The following is a 16729-nucleotide window of genomic DNA, read 5'->3' as shown; positions in this document are numbered from 1 at the left end:
TCCCCGGCCGGTCCGGCAGCGGATGCCCCGGACGGCCGTACCCGGCCCGGCCGGTGCACCTCCGGGACGGCCTCGCGGTTCGCACGCGGGAGGCGGCCCGCGGCCGGTCGCCCGGTGTGCGCGGCGGCCCGCCGGCCGAGATCATTCCGCACGTGGCGAACGAGAATGCGGGCGGGCCGTGAACGAGTTCCCGATCGATTACGCGGCGGTCTTCCGGGCGCTGCCGGGCGGCGCGCTGCTGCTCACCCCCGACCTCGTGATCGCCGACGCCAACGAGGCCCTGCTGCGCCGGTCCGGCCGGCAGCGGCGTCAGGTGGTCGGGCACCACCTCTTCGCCGTCTTCCCCGACAACCCCCAGGACCCCGACGCCACCGGTGCGCGCAATCTGCGGGCGTCCCTGGAGCGGGTGCTGGCCACCGGCCTGACCGACACCATGGCCCTGCAGCGCTACGACGTCGAACTGCCCGGCCGCCCGGGCGAGTTCGAGGAGCGCTACTGGAGCCCCGTCAACGCACCGGTCCTCGACGCGGACGGGCAGGTGCGGCTGATCGTGCACCGGGTGGAGGAGGTCACCGAGATCATCCGGGCGGGCGCCCCGCGGGAGGACGGCGGCGCCCGGCAGCGGATGGCGGCCGAACTCTACGCCCGGGCCCAGGAACTCCAGCAGCTCAACGACCGGCTCCGCCAGGCCCACGCCCGGGAACGGCTGGTGGTGCTGGCCCTCCAGGCCGCGATGCTGCCCGCGCCCCGCCCGGTGGGGCACCACCGGGCCGCGGTGCGCTACCGGCCCGCGGTCGGGGCGCTCAACGTCTGCGGGGACTGGTACGACCTGGCGGAGCTGCCCGGGGACCGGATGGCGGTAGGGGTCGGCGACGTCGTCGGCCACGGGCTGGAGGCCGCCTGCGTCATGGGGCAGCTGCGCAGTGCGCTGAGCGCCGCCACGCTGGTCACCCCGGGGCCGGCCCGGGCGCTGGAGGTGCTGGGCGTCTACGCGCGCTCGGTGGAGGGCGCCGAATCCGCCACCGCGGTGGAGGCGTTCATCGACTGGACCACCCACACCATCGCCTACAGCAGCGCCGGCCATCCGCCGCCGGCGCTGCTGTACCCGGACGGCCGGGTGGAGTTCCTGGACGGGGCGACCGATCCGCCGCTGGGGGCGCGGCCGGAGCACGTGGACCGCCCCGAGGCCTGGGTCTCCTTCGCCGACGACGCCGTGCTGGTGCTGTACACGGACGGGCTGATCGAGCGCCGTCGCGAGGACATCGATGTCGGGCTGGCGCGGCTGGCCGGCTCGCTGTCCCGGCACCGGGGCGCCGGGGCGGAGACCCTCGCCGATGCGCTGCTGGCCGAGCTGCTGCCGCCCGACGGGGCGACCGATGACACCGCGCTCGTCGTCATCCGACTCTGACCTGTGTGTTCCCCGCCCGGCTTTGCCTTTTCATTACCGCGACTGGAGCAATTCTTGGGGCCGTTGGAGTGGCTCTTCGTCGTGTCTGCGCGGATCGGGACGCCGCGCGGTACTCATCGGAATGTCAGATTTCCTGCCAAACAGGAGAAACGCAATGCGCAAGATCATAGGTCGCTCCGTGGCCGCCGCGGCGATTGCCGCTGCCACCGTCGTCCCGCTCGCCGGTGTGGCTTCCGCCGCTCCCGCCAAGCCGGCGGCGTCTTCGTCCGGCCACGACCACTACGGCCGCGGTCACCACCGTCACCACCACCACCACGGCTGCCACCACCACCACTTCGGTTACGACCGTTTCGGCTTCGGCGGCTACGGCGGCTTCGGCAACGGCTACGGCAACGGGTTCGGCTACGGCAACGGCTACGGGAACGGCTTCGGTCCCTTCGGGTTCGGTGGCCTGTTCGGCTGGCTCTGACCAGCAGTAGCACAGCGAGGCCGCCGCAGCGCTGAGCTGCGGCGGCCCCACTGCGTCATCCGGCCGCCGCGGCCTCCTGCTCGGCCCGCCGGCGCAGCTCCTTCTTGTCCGGCTTGCCCGCATCGGTCAGCGGCAGCGCGTCGACGAACGTGAGGTGCGCCGGCTCGTACATCGCGCCGCGCTCCGCGCACACCATCGCGCGCAGCTCCGGCCCGTCGACCGTGCTTCCCGGCACCCGTACCACCGCGGCGTGCACCCGCTCCATGCGGTCGGCGTCCCGGACCCCGAACACGGCGCTCTGGAGTACCTGCGGGTGCGTGTTCAGCAGGTCCTCCAGCTCGGTGGTGTACACATGGCCGCCGACCACGACGATCATGTCCTTGATCCGGTCGACGATGGTCAAGTACCCCTCGTCGTCGAGGAATCCGATGTCGCCGGTGTGCAGCCAGCCGTCCCGCAGCACCTCGGCGGTCAGCTCCGGCTGCTTCCAGTAGCCCTGCATGATCATGGCCGAGCGCACACAGACCTCGCCGTGCTCGCCGTTCGGCAGATCGCGGCCCGACTCGTCGCGGATCGCCACCTCGACGTCGCGCAGCACCTTGCCCGCGGACCGCAGCCGGTCGGGCCGGTCCGGGTCGTGGTCCTCCGGGGTGAGCACGCTGATGCCGCCGGCCTCGTTCTGCCCGTACCCCTGCATCAGCACCGGGCCGAACGCCCGTATCGCGTCGGCTATCCGGGCCGGGGACGCCTGGCAGCCGCCGTAGGCCACCCGCCGCAGGCTGGAGGTGTCGGTGCGCGGCCGGTCCGGATGGTCCATCAGCTGGTAGAGCAGCGGCGGCAGCAGGAACAGGTCGGTGATGCGCTCGCGCTCGATGGCGGCGAGCGCCTCGGCGGGGTCGAAGTCGTCGAGCAGGACGACCGTGCCGCCGGCGTACAGGGTGCCGTCGGCCATCGCGCCGGCCGCGTGCGCCAGCGTCGTCACGACGAGCTGCCGCCGCTCGCCCTCCACCTCCGGCAGCACACCGCGGAACCAGCGGGCCTGCTCGAAGGTGGTGCAGATGCCCTTGGGGTGGCCGGTGGTGCCCCCGGTGTGCCGGATGGTGCAGACGTCGTCGGCCCGGGCCAGGCTCGCGAACGGCTCGTCGGACTGCTCGGCCGCCAGCTCCAGCAGGTCCGTGCCGAGCTTCGCCGGGCCGAGGACGAGGACGTCCGGCACCGGCGCCAACTCGGTCACCTCGGCGGCGCGTTCGGCGTACCGCGGGTCGACGATCAGCGCCCGGGTCTCGACGTCGCGGACGATGTCGGCCTGGGACTCGGCGGACAGCTTGTTGTAGAGGTGGTTGACCCGGGCGCCGATCAGGTTGGCCGCGTAGCGCGCGACCAGGGCCTCGGGGAGGTTGCCGCTCAGCAGGGTGACGGTGTCCTCGCGGGCCACGCCGCGGGCCCGCAGCGCCCGCGCCATCCGGTGGACCAGGCTGCGGAACTCGCCCGCCGTGACCCGGCGGCCCTGGTGGACCACGGCTTCGTGTGCCGGGTCGGAGCTAAGTACATCGAGGTTCTCCTCCACGTAGGTGCTAAATGTCCGGTCAGCGATGGACATGATGTCGGGCTTCCTCCTGACGCCGGCGGGCCCGGTCATGGCCGCCGGGTGCGTTCGCAGATCTTTAGTTGCTAGAGGCAACTAAAGATTCAGGGTAATCCCTGGTGATCGACATCTCCAACTCGGAGCTTCCGGCGGGGAGGTGGCGCGGCGGCCCGTGGCAACGCCACCACGGCCATGACCTGCCGGTCCCGCCGTGCCACCGGGACCGCACGACGGCCGGAATGCTCACCCCGAATATCGTCGACAAGGTCGCCGAGCCGGCACCCGCGGCGGATAATGCTCCCTCGCGCACCGGGCGCCCCGGCCCTGCCGCTCCCGCTCTCCCTGCGGGGCCGTCCCGTGGCGAGAGATGATGGAGGGCAGCGGAAACACGGCGAGAATCGGCCGATGTACGGAGAGCGCCACGGCTGTCGGTCCCGGGGGGACCGGCGGAAGGAGTGCCTGGATGGGTGCGACCGACGCGTTCCCCGAGGGTGCCACCCCGGTCGGGGCCACACCGGGGCAGCCCGGCGGCCTGCTCGACGTACTGGGCGTGGCCGCGGTGATGCTGGACGCGGACGGCCGGATCGCCCTGTGGAGCCCCCAGGCGGAGCAACTCTTCGGCTGGACCGCCAAGGAGGCGCTCGGCCGGCCCGCCGCCAAACTGCTGGTCCCGCCGGAACACCTCGACCTCGTCCTGCAGCTGTTCTCCGAGGTCATGGCGGGCGGCGAGAGCTGGGCCGGGGTCTTCCCCGTCCGGCACAAGGACGGCAGCACCCGGCTGGTCGAGTTCCGCAACATGCGCCTGCTGGACGAGCGCGGCGAGACCTACGCCCTCGGCATCGCCACCGACCAGTCGGTCCTGCGCCGGGTCGAGCGCGACCTGGCGCTGTCGGTACGCCTGGTGGCCCAGTCGCCGATCGGCCTGGCCGTCCTGGACACCCATCTGCGCTTCGTCATGGTCAACCCGGCGCTGGAGCGGATCAACGACCTGCCCGCGGACCGGCACATCGGCCGGCACGTCCGGGAGGCGCTGTCGTTCCTCGACACCGAGGTCATCGTGGACCGGATGCGGGAGGTCCTGGAGACCGGGCGGCCGCTGCTGGACCAGTTCACCGTCGGCCGCACGGCCGCCGACCCGCACACCGATCAGGCGTGGTCGGTGTCGTACTACCGGCTGGAGGACCCGGGCGGCCGGGTCCTCGGGCTCGCCACCTCCGTCGTGGACGTCACCGAACAGCACACCGCCGCCACCGAGGCCGCCCGCGCCCGGCGGCGGCTGGCCCTGATCGCCGACGCCTCGGCGACCATCGGCACCACCCTCGACGTCGACCAGACCGCCCACGAGCTCGCCGACGTCATCGTCCCCGAGCTCGCCGACCTGGCCGCGGTCGACGTCCTCGACGCCGTCCTGGACGGCCGGCGCCCGGCCGCGCTCGCCACCGGCGGCCCGGCCCGCTTCCGCGCCCTCGCGGTCTCCGCGGCCTACGCCACCGACGCCGTCCGCGCCGCCGACCCCACCGGCCAGATCGCCTCCTACGACACCGACCGGCTGATCACCCGCTGTGTGACCGACGCCTGCCCGGTGCTCGTCGCGCGGGTGGCCGAGGACGACCTGCCGCACATCGCCGCCGACGCCGAGGGCGCCGCCCTGCTGCGCCGGGCCGGACTGCACTCCTATCTCGCGGTGCCGCTGATCGCCCGCGGCGAGGTGCTCGGCGCGCTCTCGCTCTACCGCGTACGCAACCAGGTGCCGTTCGACGAGGACGACGCGCTGCTCGCCGTCGAACTGGCCGCCCGGGCAGCGGTCTGCATCGACAACGCCCGCTCCTACCAGAGCGAACGCCGGACCGCGCTCACCCTCCAGCGCCACCTGATGAACCACCGGCCGCCGCAGCCCACGGCCATGGAGATCGCCTACCGCTACCAGCCCGCGCAGGCGGCCAGCGAGGTCGGCGGCGACTGGTTCGACGCCATCCCGGTGGCCGGCGACAAGACCGCCCTGGTCGTCGGCGACGTCATGGGCAGCGGCATCAACGCCGCCGCCACCATGGGCCAGCTGCGCACCACCACCCGCGCGCTGGCCGATCTCGATCTGGACCCCGCCGAGGTGCTCAGCCACCTCGACCACATCGCCGCCGGCCTCGACCCGGCCTTTGCCACCTGCCTGTACGCGGTCTACGACCCGGAGCACGGCCGCTGCCGGATCGCCGTCGCCGGGCATCTGCCGCCCGTCGTCCTGCGGGAGGGCCGCCCTCCCGAACTGCTCGACCTGCCCACCGGCGCCCCGCTCGGCGTCGGCGGCGTCCCGTTCGAGCAGACCACGGTCCCGCTGCACGACGGCGACCTGCTGGTGCTCTACACCGACGGTCTGATCGAAACCCGCGACCAGGCCATCGACACCCGCCTGGAGACCCTGCTCACCGTGCTCGCCGAGCCCGAGGGGGACCTGGAGGGGCTGTGTGACCGCCTGCTGAGCGCGCTGCGCTCCGAGCACGGCCACGACGACGTCGCCCTGCTCATCGCCCGGGTCCGCAGCGCCGGGAAGTGACCGGGGGCACGCCGTCCGCTCGGGAGCGGGAGAATCCTGCGCCGGTTTCCGGATGCCGGGCGCAGAATCCGCACCCGCTCTCCAGCGCCGCGAAATCCGCTCCTCTATGGCAGTTAGTGAATGGATCCATGTTTCAGAGTGGTCATTGACGACGGATTTCGTCGTCTCACACTCTTAACAAGGTATTGACGGAGCTCGACGGCGAGGGTTTTATTCGGGCATCGAAGCGGCGCCCGTGGTCAGCCTGGCGCTTCCGCTCATGGCGCTCTTCCCCCACAAGGCGCCCCTCCTGGCCCCCGCACCGATGGGACACGGATAACCGATATGCCCTACACGCCTGTTGCCCCCGCAGCGTCCGAGCGGGACACCCCCAGTGCGGCGGAAGGAACCGCCGCCGCGCCCAAGCTCACCCGGTCCATCGGTGTGGTCGGCGGCACCCTGCTCACGCTCTCCTGCCTGACACCGGCCTCGTCGCTCTTCGTGATCGTGCCGGACTCGTTCGCCAGCCTGGGCACCGGCACCGCCCTGACCATCGCCATCGCGGGCCTGCTCTGTATCGGCGTGGCCTTCACCTACTCCGAGCTCGGCACCCTGATCCCGAGCTCCGGCGGTGAATACGCGATGGTCGGCACCCTCATGGGCCGCCTCGCCGGCTGGCTGGTCTTCATCCTGTCGCTGATCGTCGTCATGATCGTGCCACCGATCATCGCGCTCGGCACCGCCGACTATCTGGCGCCGATCGTCCATCTCGATCCGCAGTACACCGCCGCCGGCGTGATGCTGCTGGCCACCGCCATGGGCCTGCTCGACCTGCGCGCCAACGCCTGGATCACCGGCATCTTCCTGGTCCTGGAGGTCGTGGCCTGCGCGGTCGTCGCCTACCTCGGCTTCACCCACACCCACCGCTCCGCCTCCGTGCTCGTCCACCCCGTGATCGACGCCGGACACGGCCACAGCACCGCCGTCACCGCCGGACTGATCGTGACGGGACTGGCCACCGCGCTCTTCATCCTCCAGGGCTTCTCCACCGCCGTGTACCTCGCGGAGGAGATGGAGAACCCGCGCCGCAACGTCTCCCGCACGGTCCTGTGGACCCTCGGCATCGGTGCCGCGGTCGTGCTGATCCCGGTGATCGCGATCACCCTCGGCGCACCCGACCTGAAGACCCTCGGCGCCGGTGACGTGGCCGGCATGGTCCAGAGCTGGAGCAACTCCGGCATCGGCACCTTCGTCAGCCTCTGCATCGCCCTGGCCATCATCAACGCCACCATCGTGATGGTGATCCAGAACTCCCGGGTGGTCTTCTCCTCGGCCCGCGACGCCGCCTGGCCGACCGCCGTCAACCGCGCCTTCTCGCACGTCGGCCGGCGCTTCGGCTCCCCCTGGGTGGCGACCCTCGTGGTCGGCGTCCCCGGCGCGGTGCTCTGCTTCGTCAACCTCGACACCCTGAGCGAGGTCACCGGTGTCGCCGTCGCCGCGATGTACGTCTTCGTCGCCCTCGGCGCCCTGGTCTCCCGCCGCGGCGAGCACAAGCACCGGATGGCCTGGCGGATGCCGCTGTGGCCGGTGGTCCCGGCGCTGCTGATCGTGGTGCTGGCCTGGGTGCTCTACCAGCAGAGCACCAAGAGCCTGCTCATCACCGGCGCCCTCGTCGCCGCCGCCGCGGTCTACTGGGCGGTCTACCTCCGCCCGCGCCAGGCCACGCACTGGGTCATCTCGGTCCCCGAGGACGAGCAGGCCCCCGTCGAGGCGCCGCCGGCCACCACGGCCCCCCTGCCCGGGCTGACCGGGTAGCGGCACAGACGGCCAGGCACACCACGAGGCCCGCCCGGAGCATCGCTCCCGGGCGGGCCTCGTCGTGTGTGGTCCGAGCAGCCGTGGCCGGGCAAGTCGTGGCCCGGCAGTCGCATGGCGCCCCCGAGTCGGGGGTGAACCGCGGGAGTCGGGGGTGCGCCAACGGCGGGCCCCAGGTGCGCGTACGAGGGGCTCGTACGTGCGCCTGGGGGCCCGGCTGCCGGCTCCTACCGGCCGGAGGACTCCGCGGGGCGGGACAGCGCCAGCGCGTCCAGCAGCAGGCAGACATGGTCGACGGCGTCCCGCCCGGCGGGGCCGTCGGCCTCCGGGGCGTCGTCGAGCAGCGCGGCGGTGCCGTGCAGCAGCCTCACCAGCCGCTCGTCGGCCGGGTCCGCCGGTGCCGGGTGTGCCAGGGCGGACCGGATCTGCTCGCCCGTGAGCGGCAGCCCGGTCTCCAGGAAGCGGAACAGCGCGACGGCGACCTGACGGTCGGCGTCGTTCGGCTTCCACCGGCCGAGCGCGTGGTGGTCGATGAGGGCGGCCGCGTCGGCACGGATCTCCTCGGGAACATGCATGCCCAAGAACGTCTCATACCGGCCCGCCGGCGCGTAGGCGGCCGAGGCTCTCCCCGCGCCCGTCGCCACGGCCCCGACCGGAACCCGGCGAACCGTGCTGACCAGGCAACTTGCCCCGCGGTGCCGATCACCCGAGCGGTGCCGGCCGAACGGAAGCAGGAATAAACCTGTGGGGAGAGTTACATGGACGGTCCAGAACTCGGGCGCCCGTATGTCCCCTTCGTCGAAGACGTTCGCATATGTGCGGCAGTAAAACGTACCCGGGGGTCTTCCCGCCCTCTGGCGCCCGGACCCGGATCACGGGACGATCTGCGGACAGACCATGAGGCTCGGTCGCGTGCCGCGGGGCCGGCCGGCGGCGGCTGCGCTCCGCAACGCGCGGCTCGCCCACCGTATGCGGGAGGTGTAGAAAGAGGACATGGCCGGACGCTACGGCCGCCCGCGTTCGGTTCTCAGGATGCGAACTGTCGCAGGTCAGGTCTTTCTCCTGCAGGTGGCGATCGTGGTCCTGCTCGTCGCCGCCGCCATGGCCGCCCTCGTGCTGCAGTCCCGGACCGACTCCGAACGCGAGGCCAGCAACCGATCGGTCGCGGTCGCCCGCACCTTCGCGAGCGCACCGGGACTGGAGGCCGCGCTCAAGAGCCCGGACCCGACCGCCGTCCTCCAGCCGCGGGCCGAGGCCGCCCGCAAGCTCTCCGGCGTCGACTTCATCGTCGTGATGAACACCGACGGCATCCGCTACACCCACCCCCTCACCAACCGGATCGGCAAGAAGTTCGTCGGCACGCTGAAGCCGGCACTGGCCGGCGGGATCGTCACCGAACGGATCACCGGCACCATCGGGCCGCTCGTCCAGGCCGTCGTCCCCGTCTTCGGGCACAACGGCAAGGTCGTCGGGCTGGTCTCGGCCGGCATCACCATCAGGAAGGTGAGCGGGGTGGTCGACCAGCAGTTCCCGCTGCTGTTCGGCGCCGCGGCCGGGGTGCTGCTCCTGACCACCGGCGGCACCGCCCTGGTCAGCAGGCGACTGCGCCGCCAGACGCACGGCCTCGGCCCCGCCGAGATGACCCGGATGTACGAGCACCACGACGCGGTGCTGCACGCCGTACGGGAGGGCGTGATCATCGTCGGGGCCGACGGGCGGCTGCTGCTCGCCAACGACGAGGCCCGCCGGCTGCTCGGTCTGGCGGCGGACGTCGAAGGACGCCCGGTCGCGGACCTGGGTCTCGACCCGGACACCGCCCGGCTGCTGTCCTCCGGCCGGACCGTCACCGACGAGGTCCACCCGGTCGGCGACCGCCTGCTGGCCGTCAACCAGCGCTCCACCGCACAGGCCGGCGGCCCGCCCGGCAGCGTCACCACGCTCCGCGACACCACCGAGCTCCGGGCGCTCACCGGCCGCGCCGAGTCCGCCCGCGGCCGCCTCAAGCTGCTCTACGACGCCGGCACGGAAATCGGCACCACGCTCGACGTCGTGCGCACCTGCGAGGAACTGGCGGAGTTCGCCGCGGCCCGGTTCGCCGACATCGTCACCGTCGACCTGGCCGAGGACGTGCTGACCGGTGAGGAGCCCACCGACACCGCCGGCACCGGCACGGAGATGCGCCGCACGGCCGTCAGCGGCGCACCGCCGGACAGTGGTCTGTACCCGGTAGGCCACCTGGTCCGCTTCGACCCGTCCACCTCGGTGGGCTCCGGTATCGACCGCGGCGAGCCGGTCCTCGAACCGGACCTGACCGCGTTCCGGGGCTGGCACCTGCAGAATCCCCAGCGCGCCCGGCGGATCGTCGCGCACGGCATCCACTCGATGATCGCCGTCCCGCTGCGGGCCCGCGGCGCCATCCTGGGCGTGGTCCTCTTCTGGCGCTCCCAGGAACCGGGACCCTTCGAGGAGGAGGAGCTCTCGCTCGCCGAGGAGCTGGTCGCGCGGGCCGCGGTGAGCATCGACAACGCCCGCCGCTACACCCGCGAGCACACCATGGCGATCACCCTCCAGCGCAGTCTGCTCCCGCGCGCACTGCCCGAGCAGAACGCCGTCGAGGCCGCCTACCGCTATCTGCCGGCGCAGGCCGGCCGTGGCGGGCTCGGCGGCGTCGGCGGCGACTGGTTCGACATCATCCCGCTGCCCGGCGCCCGGGTCGCGCTGGTCGTCGGCGACGTCGTCGGCCACGGGCTGCACGCCGCCGCCACGATGGGCCGGCTGCGGACCGCCGTGCACAACTTCGCCAACCTCGACCTGCCGCCCGACGAGATCCTCTGGCACCTCGACGAACTGGTCACCCGCATCGACCAGGACGAGGGCGCGGAGGAGGCCGGCGGCTCGATCACCGGCGCCACCTGCCTGTACGCCATCTACGACCCGGCGTCCGGCACCTGCACCATGGCCCGCGCCGGGCACGTCCAGCCGATGGTGCTGCGGCCCGACGGCACCGTCGAGACCGCCGAGGTGCCGGGCGGCCCACCGCTGGGCCTCGGGGGCCTGCCGTTCGAGACCTGGCAGCACCAACTGCCGGAGGGCAGCCGGCTGGTGCTGTTCACCGACGGGCTCGTCGAGGACCGCGACCGGGACATCGACGAGGGCACCGCGCTGCTCGCCCGTACCCTCGCCGACCGGCCCGGGCGGACCCCGGAGGAGACCTGCGAGGCCGCGCTCGGCGCGCTGCTGCCGGAGAGCCCGAGTGATGACATCGCGCTGCTCGTCGCCCGCACCCGGGTGCTGGACGCCGCGCACATCGCCGACTGGGACGTCCCGCCCGACCCCTCCGCGGTGGCCCAGGTCCGGGCCGCTGCGGTGCGCAAACTCATCGAATGGGGCCTGGCCGCCGAGGCGTTCACCACCGAGCTGATCCTGAGCGAACTGGTCACCAACTCCATCCGCTACGCCTCCGGCCCGATCGGCGTGCGCCTGATCCGCGACACCTCCCTGATCTGCGAGGTCTCCGACCGCAGCAGCACCTCACCGCACCTGCGCCAGGCCGCCACCACGGACGAGGGCGGCCGGGGGCTCTTCCTGGTCGCCCAGCTCGCCGAGCGGTGGGGGACCCGCTACACCGCCGGCGGCAAGGTCATCTGGACCGAACAGGCGCCGGCCGACGGCGCTCCGTTCGCCGGGGCGGACGATCTGCTCGCGGGGACCGTCGACGGCGAGGATCCCGGCATGTGACCGGGCTCGGCCCGGGAGGTCACACCGGGCGCCCCCTTCTGGCTATGGCGACGGTGGATTACTCCGACTCGCCCAATTAACGATGAGTCAGGTTTTAGGAGGTTCTGTGAAGGTGATCCCTGAAAAGGTCGATATACCTCTTTGATCCTCCTGAGGAGCAGACATGCGCATTCGCGCCGCGATCGCCGCTAGCGCCCTGGCCACCAGCATCGTCATGGGCGGTGCGAGCGCCGCCATGGCTTCCGGCAAGGACCACGGCTCCAAGCACCACCACAAGCGCCACCACCACTACAACCACCACCGCGGCCACGGCAACTACGGTGGCTGCTGGCTGAACGCGGGCGTCAGCGACTACTTCGGCCCGTACTTCAGCGAGGGCTGCCAGCACGGCGGTTACGGCTGGGGCGGCGACGGCGACTGGAAGTGATGCCGGCAGCATCCGGCCGGTGCCGGCCCCGGCGACCACGGGTCGCGGGGGCCGGCACCGGCTTTTGTGCGCTCGGGTGCCCCTAGGGCCGCTTGCGGGGCGGTCGCAGCTCGGGCAGCGCCGACAAGGTCTGCAGCGCACGGAGGAAGGCGGCGCGGTCCGCGGCCGGCAGCCGGGCCAGCAGCCGTTCCTCGTTCTCCTGGATCGCCGCCCGGGTGGCGTCGCGCACCCGCCGCCCCTCGGGGGTGAGCGACAGCAGCCGTACCCGGCGGTCCCCGGGGTCGGGCTGACGGCGGATCAGGTCCCGGGATTCCAGGTCGTCGAGGACGGCGATGATGCGGGTCTTGTCCGCGCGGATCGCCTCGGCGAGCGCGGCCTGGGTGCGGATCGGCGTCTCGTCGAGGTGCAGCAGGACCGAGTAGCCCCACATGGTCAGACCGTGGGCGTCGAGGGCCGGCTGCTCGGCGGCCATCAGGGCGCGGCCCAACGGCACCATCATCGCCGCCAGATCGGGGCGGTCCGCCCGTTCTCCGGAGGGGGTGCCGCGGTCGGCCGGTTTCTCGGTCATGGCACGAAAATACCCGTTGACAAATTCATACGCGGAAGCAGATCGTAAGCGTATGCACACCAATGAAGGAGCCGCTGACGGCGCGCTCACGGACTCCCGCGCCACGGACTCCCGCGCCACGGACTCCCGCGTCGCGGACTTCGTCCGGCTCAAGCGGCTGCACGCGCAAGCGGTCCGGGACAGCGTGGCGCTCGTCCGCCGGATCCGCCCCGACGACCTCACCCGGCCGACCCCCTGTGCCGCATGGACGCTGGCCGATCTGCTCGCCCATATGACCGTCCAGCACCACGGGTTCGCCGCGGCCGCGCGCGGGGACGGCCGCGACCCGGCGCACTGGGCGGTCCGCCCGCTCGGGCCGGACCCGGTCGCGGCGTACGGCTCGGCGGCGGAGCAGGTCATCGCCGCCTTCGCGGCCGTCGACGACCCCGACCGCGAGTGCCACCTCCCCGAATTCACCGCCGCGCGGACCTTCCCCGCGCGCCGGGCGATCGGCTTCCACCTCATCGACTACGTCGTCCACAGCTGGGACGTCGCCCGCGCCCTGGGCCTCCGCCACGAGCCCGGCCCGGAGCTCCTGCGGGCCGCCCTGCCGATAGCCCGCGCCGTCCCGGACGACGACTCCCGGCTCGCCCCCGGCAGCGCCTTCCGGCCCGGCCTCCCCGTCGACGACACCGCGGGCGAACTGGACCGCATCCTGGCGCTGCTCGGCCGCTCCCCGTCCTGGCGCGCCCCCGGGCACGCCGCCGGCCCGGCAGCTCCCCGCGACGCGTAGCGGCCGGTTCCGGGCGGAGACAGGGGCGTTCCGTTTTCGGCAGAATGGTGACCAGGCGGACCGGCGTGGCCGCACCCCGCGCCCCCAGCCGCGACGAGAGGGCGTCCCACGATGGGCGGCAGCGACGGGCGCACCGGCGACCGGGCCGCCCCGGACGTACCCGTCATCGACATCTCCGGCTGGGAGAACGGCACCGAGGCCGCCCGTACGGCCCTCGCCACCGCGGTCGACCGGGCGGCGCGCACCGTCGGCTTCCTGCAGATCCGCGGCCACGGCATCCCGGAGGAGGCGGCCGAGCCTTCGCCGACGCGCTGGACGCCTTCTTCGCACTGTCCATGGAGGAGAAGCAGCGACTACGGGCGCCGTCCCCCGGCATCAACCGCGGCTACACCCCGCCGCGCACCGAGAAACTCAGCCTGAGCCTCGGCGTGCCCGCGGCCGCCGAGGACCTCTTCGAGACGTTCGACGTCGGCGCCGAGGCATCGTCGTTCCCCGGGCTGGACCTGCCCGAAGCGCACTACCCGGCCAACATCTGGCCGGCGCTGCCGGACTTCCGCCCGGCCGTCGAGGAGTGGTGCCGCCGGGCCGGCGGGCCGGCCCGGCGGATGACCGGGATCTTCGCGCGCGCACCGGGCCTGCCGGAGGGCTGCTTCGCCCCGTTCACCGACCACTCCCTCGACGTGCTGCGCATGAACCACTATCCGCTCCCGGACCGCGAACTCACCCTCGACCGCGGCCGGATGGGGATGGGTGCGCACACCGACTACGGCATCGTCACCGTGCTGTGGGCCGACCGCGTCCCCGGGCTGCAGATCCTCGACGGGGACGGCTGCCGGCACGACGTCCTGCCGGAGCCCGGGTGCCTGCTGGTCAACCTCGGTGATCTGCTGGCCCGTTGGACGAACGACCGCTGGCTGTCCACGATGCACCGGGTGCTGCCGCCCACCGATGAGCGGGGGCGGGTCGTCCGGCGCCGCTCTGCCGCGTACTTCCACGACGGCAACTGGGACGCGGAGATCAGCGCTCTGCCCGGCTGCGTCCCGCCCGGCACCGCACCGCGTCACCCGCCCACCACGGTCGGCCGGCACCTGACCGAGAAACTGGCGGGCTCCCGGGCCGGCCGCCGCAACGACAACTCACCCCGCGAGGCCGCCCGCCTGCGGGCCGCCAGAAGTGACTGAGCCCTGCCCGGGGCCGACGGTGGTCGCCTCAACTCCTGTCGGGCGCATGCGCGTTGGCGTACCGTCTGCGGGCGGCCGTGACCAGGCCCGCGGTCGCGAGCACGGCCAGGCCGGCGACGGTGCCCAGGCCCATGAACACCAGCGGCTTGCTGCCGGCCGCCGCGCTGGTGGGCTTCCCGGGCGGCCCGGCGGTGGACCGCTGGCCGGCCGCGGCCGGGGCGGCGACGGCGTACAGCAGCGCGACGAGCGTGGCCGCCACGGCGAATCCGCGGCGGAGACGGCGGCGTGACGGCGGTGGGTCGGACGCGGACATGGCGGGTCTCACCCCTGTCTGGGACGATCGCGCTCCGGTCCCGGAGCGGTCGTGCGGCTCCCAGCGTCGACGCCCGGGGCGGGCGGGGCGCCCCGTACGGGGCAGCGGAGTGACGGCGGCCGACCGTCCGGGTGAAAGAGGGCGCCCCGGACGTGTGGACCGGCGGCCAACGATGCGCCCCCGGCGCACCCGCACACCACCCACGCACCCTGGCCGACCCCGCGCCCCGGCCCTAGCGTCCGGCGGCGTGACCACCCTTCCTCCGCCGCCCGACATCCTGGCCCCGGAGTTCGCCGCGGACCCCTACTCCGGGTACGGGGTCCTGCGCGAGCACTACCCGCTGTTCCACGACAAGGGCACCGGCAGCTACCTCCTCTCCCGCTACGAAGACGTCCAACGCGCGTTCCGGGAGCCGGTGTTCACCACCGACAACTACGCCTGGCAGATCGAGCCGGCCCACGGCGGCCGCACCCTGCCCCAGATGAACGGCCGGGAGCACGCGGTGCGCCGCGCCCTGGTGGCGCCCGCCTTCCGCGGCCGCGAACTGCAGGAGACGTTCCTGCCGGTCATCGAGCGCAACGCCCGCGAGCTGATCGACGCCTTCCGGGACGCCGAGGAGGCCGATCTGGTGGCGCGGTTCGCGACCCGCTTCCCGATCAACGTGATCGTCGACATGCTCGGGCTGGACCGGGCCGACCACGACCGCTTCCACGGCTGGTACACCGCGGTGGTGGCCTTCATCTCCAACCTCGCCCAGGACCCCGGGGTCGCGGCCGCCGGACGGCGCGCGGGCGAGGAGATCGCCGGTTACCTCCGGCCGGTCATCCGGGAACGCCGCGCGGCCCCCGGCGCCGACCTGCTCTCCCGGCTCTGCACCGCCGAGGTCGACGGCGTCCGGATGACCGACCAGGACATCATCGCGTTCGTCAGCCTGCTGCTGGCCGCGGGCGGGGAGACCACCGACAAGGCCATCGCGCTGATCTTCCGCAATCTGCTCGCCCGCCCCGAGCAGTTCGCCGCGGTGCGCGCCGACCGGTCGCTGATCCCCGCCGCGTTCGCCGAGACGCTGCGGTACACCCCGCCGGTCCAGATGATCATGCGCCAGCCCGCCGCGGAGGTGACCGTCAGCGGCGGCACGATACCCGCCGGCGCCACGGTCACCTGCCTGATCGGCGCCGCCAACCGCGACGCGGACCACTACGACCGGCCCGACGAGTTCGACATCTTCCGTCCCGACCTCAGCCCGGCCGGCGCCTTCACCGCGGCCGCCCAGCACGTCGCGTTCGGCCTCGGCCGGCACTTCTGCGTGGGGGCCCTGCTGGCCCGGGCCGAGGTGGAGACCGGCGTCAACCAACTCCTCGACACCTTCCCCGATGTGGCCTTCGCGGACGGGACACCGCCGGTCGACACCGGCGTCTTCACCCGCGGCCCCAGTCACCTGCGGTTACGGCTCGGACGGGGCGAAGGGGGGCGGAAGCCGGCCTGAGACCGGCCCAGGGCCGTCGGTTCCTCACCGGGCCGGGGCGTCGAGCTCGACGAGGAAGCCCACGAACCGGAGGTCGCCGCGGTCGGCGTGCCACCGGGGGGCCGAGGACAGCGGGGTGAGCGTACCGCTGCCCGGCACCGGACAACGGGTGTGGCCGGGCTCGCCGGGCAGCGGTGCGAAGCGGCAGTGCACGGCGCGGATGCCGGTGACGGTGCCGCGGACCGGCGCCGGCTGCTCGGGGCGACCGCCGTGGTGCTCCTCGACGCCGTCGACCGTGGCCGCGGTCGTGGCGCCGAGCACCTTGGTCAGCCACTCCCGGTCCGGGGCGACGACCGCCCAGGACACCTCCGCCCCGATGGCGAAGGGCTCACCGCAGCACTCCATCTGCCAACTGTCCATCCAGACCGTGGTGTTCATGCCTCCCGATTCTGCCCGCCCGG

General features: G+C 73.1%; 15 protein-coding genes. 10 read left to right on the top strand and 5 right to left on the bottom strand.

The annotated features are described in order from the left end of the window. The first annotated feature begins 178 nt into the window (after positions 1–178). Complete coding sequence (locus tag AB0E02_RS10540; RefSeq protein WP_362137617.1) at positions 179–1408, top strand: SpoIIE family protein phosphatase; 1230 nt, start codon at positions 179–181, stop codon at positions 1406–1408. Between the two features lie 154 nt (positions 1409–1562). Further along, a complete protein-coding gene (locus AB0E02_RS10535; protein WP_362137616.1) occupies positions 1563–1877 on the top strand; it encodes a hypothetical protein in 315 nt (104 codons plus the stop codon). Between the two features lie 55 nt (positions 1878–1932). On the opposite strand, the gene AB0E02_RS10530 is transcribed toward AB0E02_RS10535, so the two are convergent. After that, a complete protein-coding gene (locus AB0E02_RS10530; protein ID WP_362137615.1) occupies positions 1933–3477 on the bottom strand; it encodes an AMP-binding protein in 1545 nt (514 codons plus the stop codon). Between the two features lie 448 nt (positions 3478–3925). Here AB0E02_RS10530 and AB0E02_RS10525 point away from each other — a divergent pair, with 448 nt between their 5' ends. After that, positions 3926–6010 carry a SpoIIE family protein phosphatase gene (locus AB0E02_RS10525; RefSeq protein WP_362137614.1) on the top strand — a complete coding sequence of 695 codons (2085 nt, stop codon included), beginning with the start codon at positions 3926–3928 and terminating at the stop codon, positions 6008–6010. Between the two features lie 324 nt (positions 6011–6334). Beyond that, positions 6335–7804: an APC family permease gene (locus AB0E02_RS10520; RefSeq protein WP_362137613.1), complete on the top strand. Its 1470-nt coding sequence runs from the start codon at positions 6335–6337 to the stop codon at positions 7802–7804. A 227-nt stretch (positions 7805–8031) separates the two neighbouring features. Here AB0E02_RS10520 and AB0E02_RS10515 read toward each other — a convergent pair whose 3' ends face one another. Then, positions 8032–8379, bottom strand: coding sequence for a hypothetical protein (locus AB0E02_RS10515; protein WP_362137612.1), 348 nt, complete (start codon positions 8377–8379; stop codon positions 8032–8034). Positions 8380–8797: 418 nt separating this feature from the next. Between AB0E02_RS10515 and AB0E02_RS10510 the strand changes: the two genes are divergently transcribed. After that, positions 8798–11542: a SpoIIE family protein phosphatase gene (locus tag AB0E02_RS10510; protein ID WP_362137610.1), complete on the top strand. Its 2745-nt coding sequence runs from the start codon at positions 8798–8800 to the stop codon at positions 11540–11542. 163 nt (positions 11543–11705) lie between these two features. After that, positions 11706–11969, top strand: a complete 264-nt coding sequence (locus tag AB0E02_RS10505; protein ID WP_362137609.1) for a hypothetical protein — start codon at positions 11706–11708, stop codon at positions 11967–11969. A gap of 82 nt (positions 11970–12051) precedes the next feature. Here the strand turns inward: AB0E02_RS10505 and AB0E02_RS10500 are convergent, their stop codons facing one another. Continuing rightward, positions 12052–12537, bottom strand: coding sequence for a MarR family transcriptional regulator (locus AB0E02_RS10500; protein WP_362137608.1), 486 nt, complete (start codon positions 12535–12537; stop codon positions 12052–12054). 52 nt (positions 12538–12589) lie between these two features. On the opposite strand from AB0E02_RS10500, the gene AB0E02_RS10495 reads away from it, so the two are divergent. The 3 genes from AB0E02_RS10495 to AB0E02_RS10485 all read left to right on the top strand — a co-directional run bounded on the left by AB0E02_RS10495 (position 12590) and on the right by AB0E02_RS10485 (position 14490). Beyond that, positions 12590–13309, top strand: a complete 720-nt coding sequence (locus tag AB0E02_RS10495; RefSeq protein WP_362137607.1) for a TIGR03086 family metal-binding protein — start codon at positions 12590–12592, stop codon at positions 13307–13309. A gap of 111 nt (positions 13310–13420) precedes the next feature. Beyond that, positions 13421–13729: a 2-oxoglutarate and iron-dependent oxygenase domain-containing protein gene (locus AB0E02_RS10490; protein ID WP_362137606.1), complete on the top strand. Its 309-nt coding sequence runs from the start codon at positions 13421–13423 to the stop codon at positions 13727–13729. Beyond that, a complete protein-coding gene (locus tag AB0E02_RS10485; RefSeq protein ID WP_362137605.1) occupies positions 13645–14490 on the top strand; it encodes a 2OG-Fe(II) oxygenase family protein in 846 nt (281 codons plus the stop codon). The genes AB0E02_RS10490 and AB0E02_RS10485 overlap by 85 nt, the downstream gene beginning before the upstream one ends. A 28-nt stretch (positions 14491–14518) precedes the next feature. Here the strand turns inward: AB0E02_RS10485 and AB0E02_RS10480 are convergent, their stop codons facing one another. After that, the gene (locus AB0E02_RS10480; protein ID WP_362137604.1) at positions 14519–14749 is read right to left on the bottom strand and encodes a hypothetical protein; all 231 of its coding nucleotides are present in this window, start codon (positions 14747–14749) and stop codon (positions 14519–14521) included. A gap of 301 nt (positions 14750–15050) precedes the next feature. Here AB0E02_RS10480 and AB0E02_RS10475 point away from each other — a divergent pair, with 301 nt between their 5' ends. Further along, complete coding sequence (locus tag AB0E02_RS10475) at positions 15051–16289, top strand: cytochrome P450 (RefSeq protein ID WP_362137602.1); 1239 nt, start codon at positions 15051–15053, stop codon at positions 16287–16289. A gap of 24 nt (positions 16290–16313) precedes the next feature. On the opposite strand, the gene AB0E02_RS10470 is transcribed toward AB0E02_RS10475, so the two are convergent. Then, on the bottom strand, positions 16314–16706 hold the full coding sequence (locus AB0E02_RS10470; protein WP_362137601.1) for a DUF6578 domain-containing protein: 393 nt from the start codon (positions 16704–16706) through the stop codon (positions 16314–16316). Positions 16707–16729: the final 23 nt, after the last annotated feature.

The sequence above is a fragment of the Streptomyces sp. NPDC048196 genome (assembly GCF_040652715.1).
Classification (GTDB): domain Bacteria; phylum Actinomycetota; class Actinomycetes; order Streptomycetales; family Streptomycetaceae; genus Streptomyces; species Streptomyces siderophoricus.
This window is presented reverse-complemented; position numbering and strand designations above follow the sequence as displayed.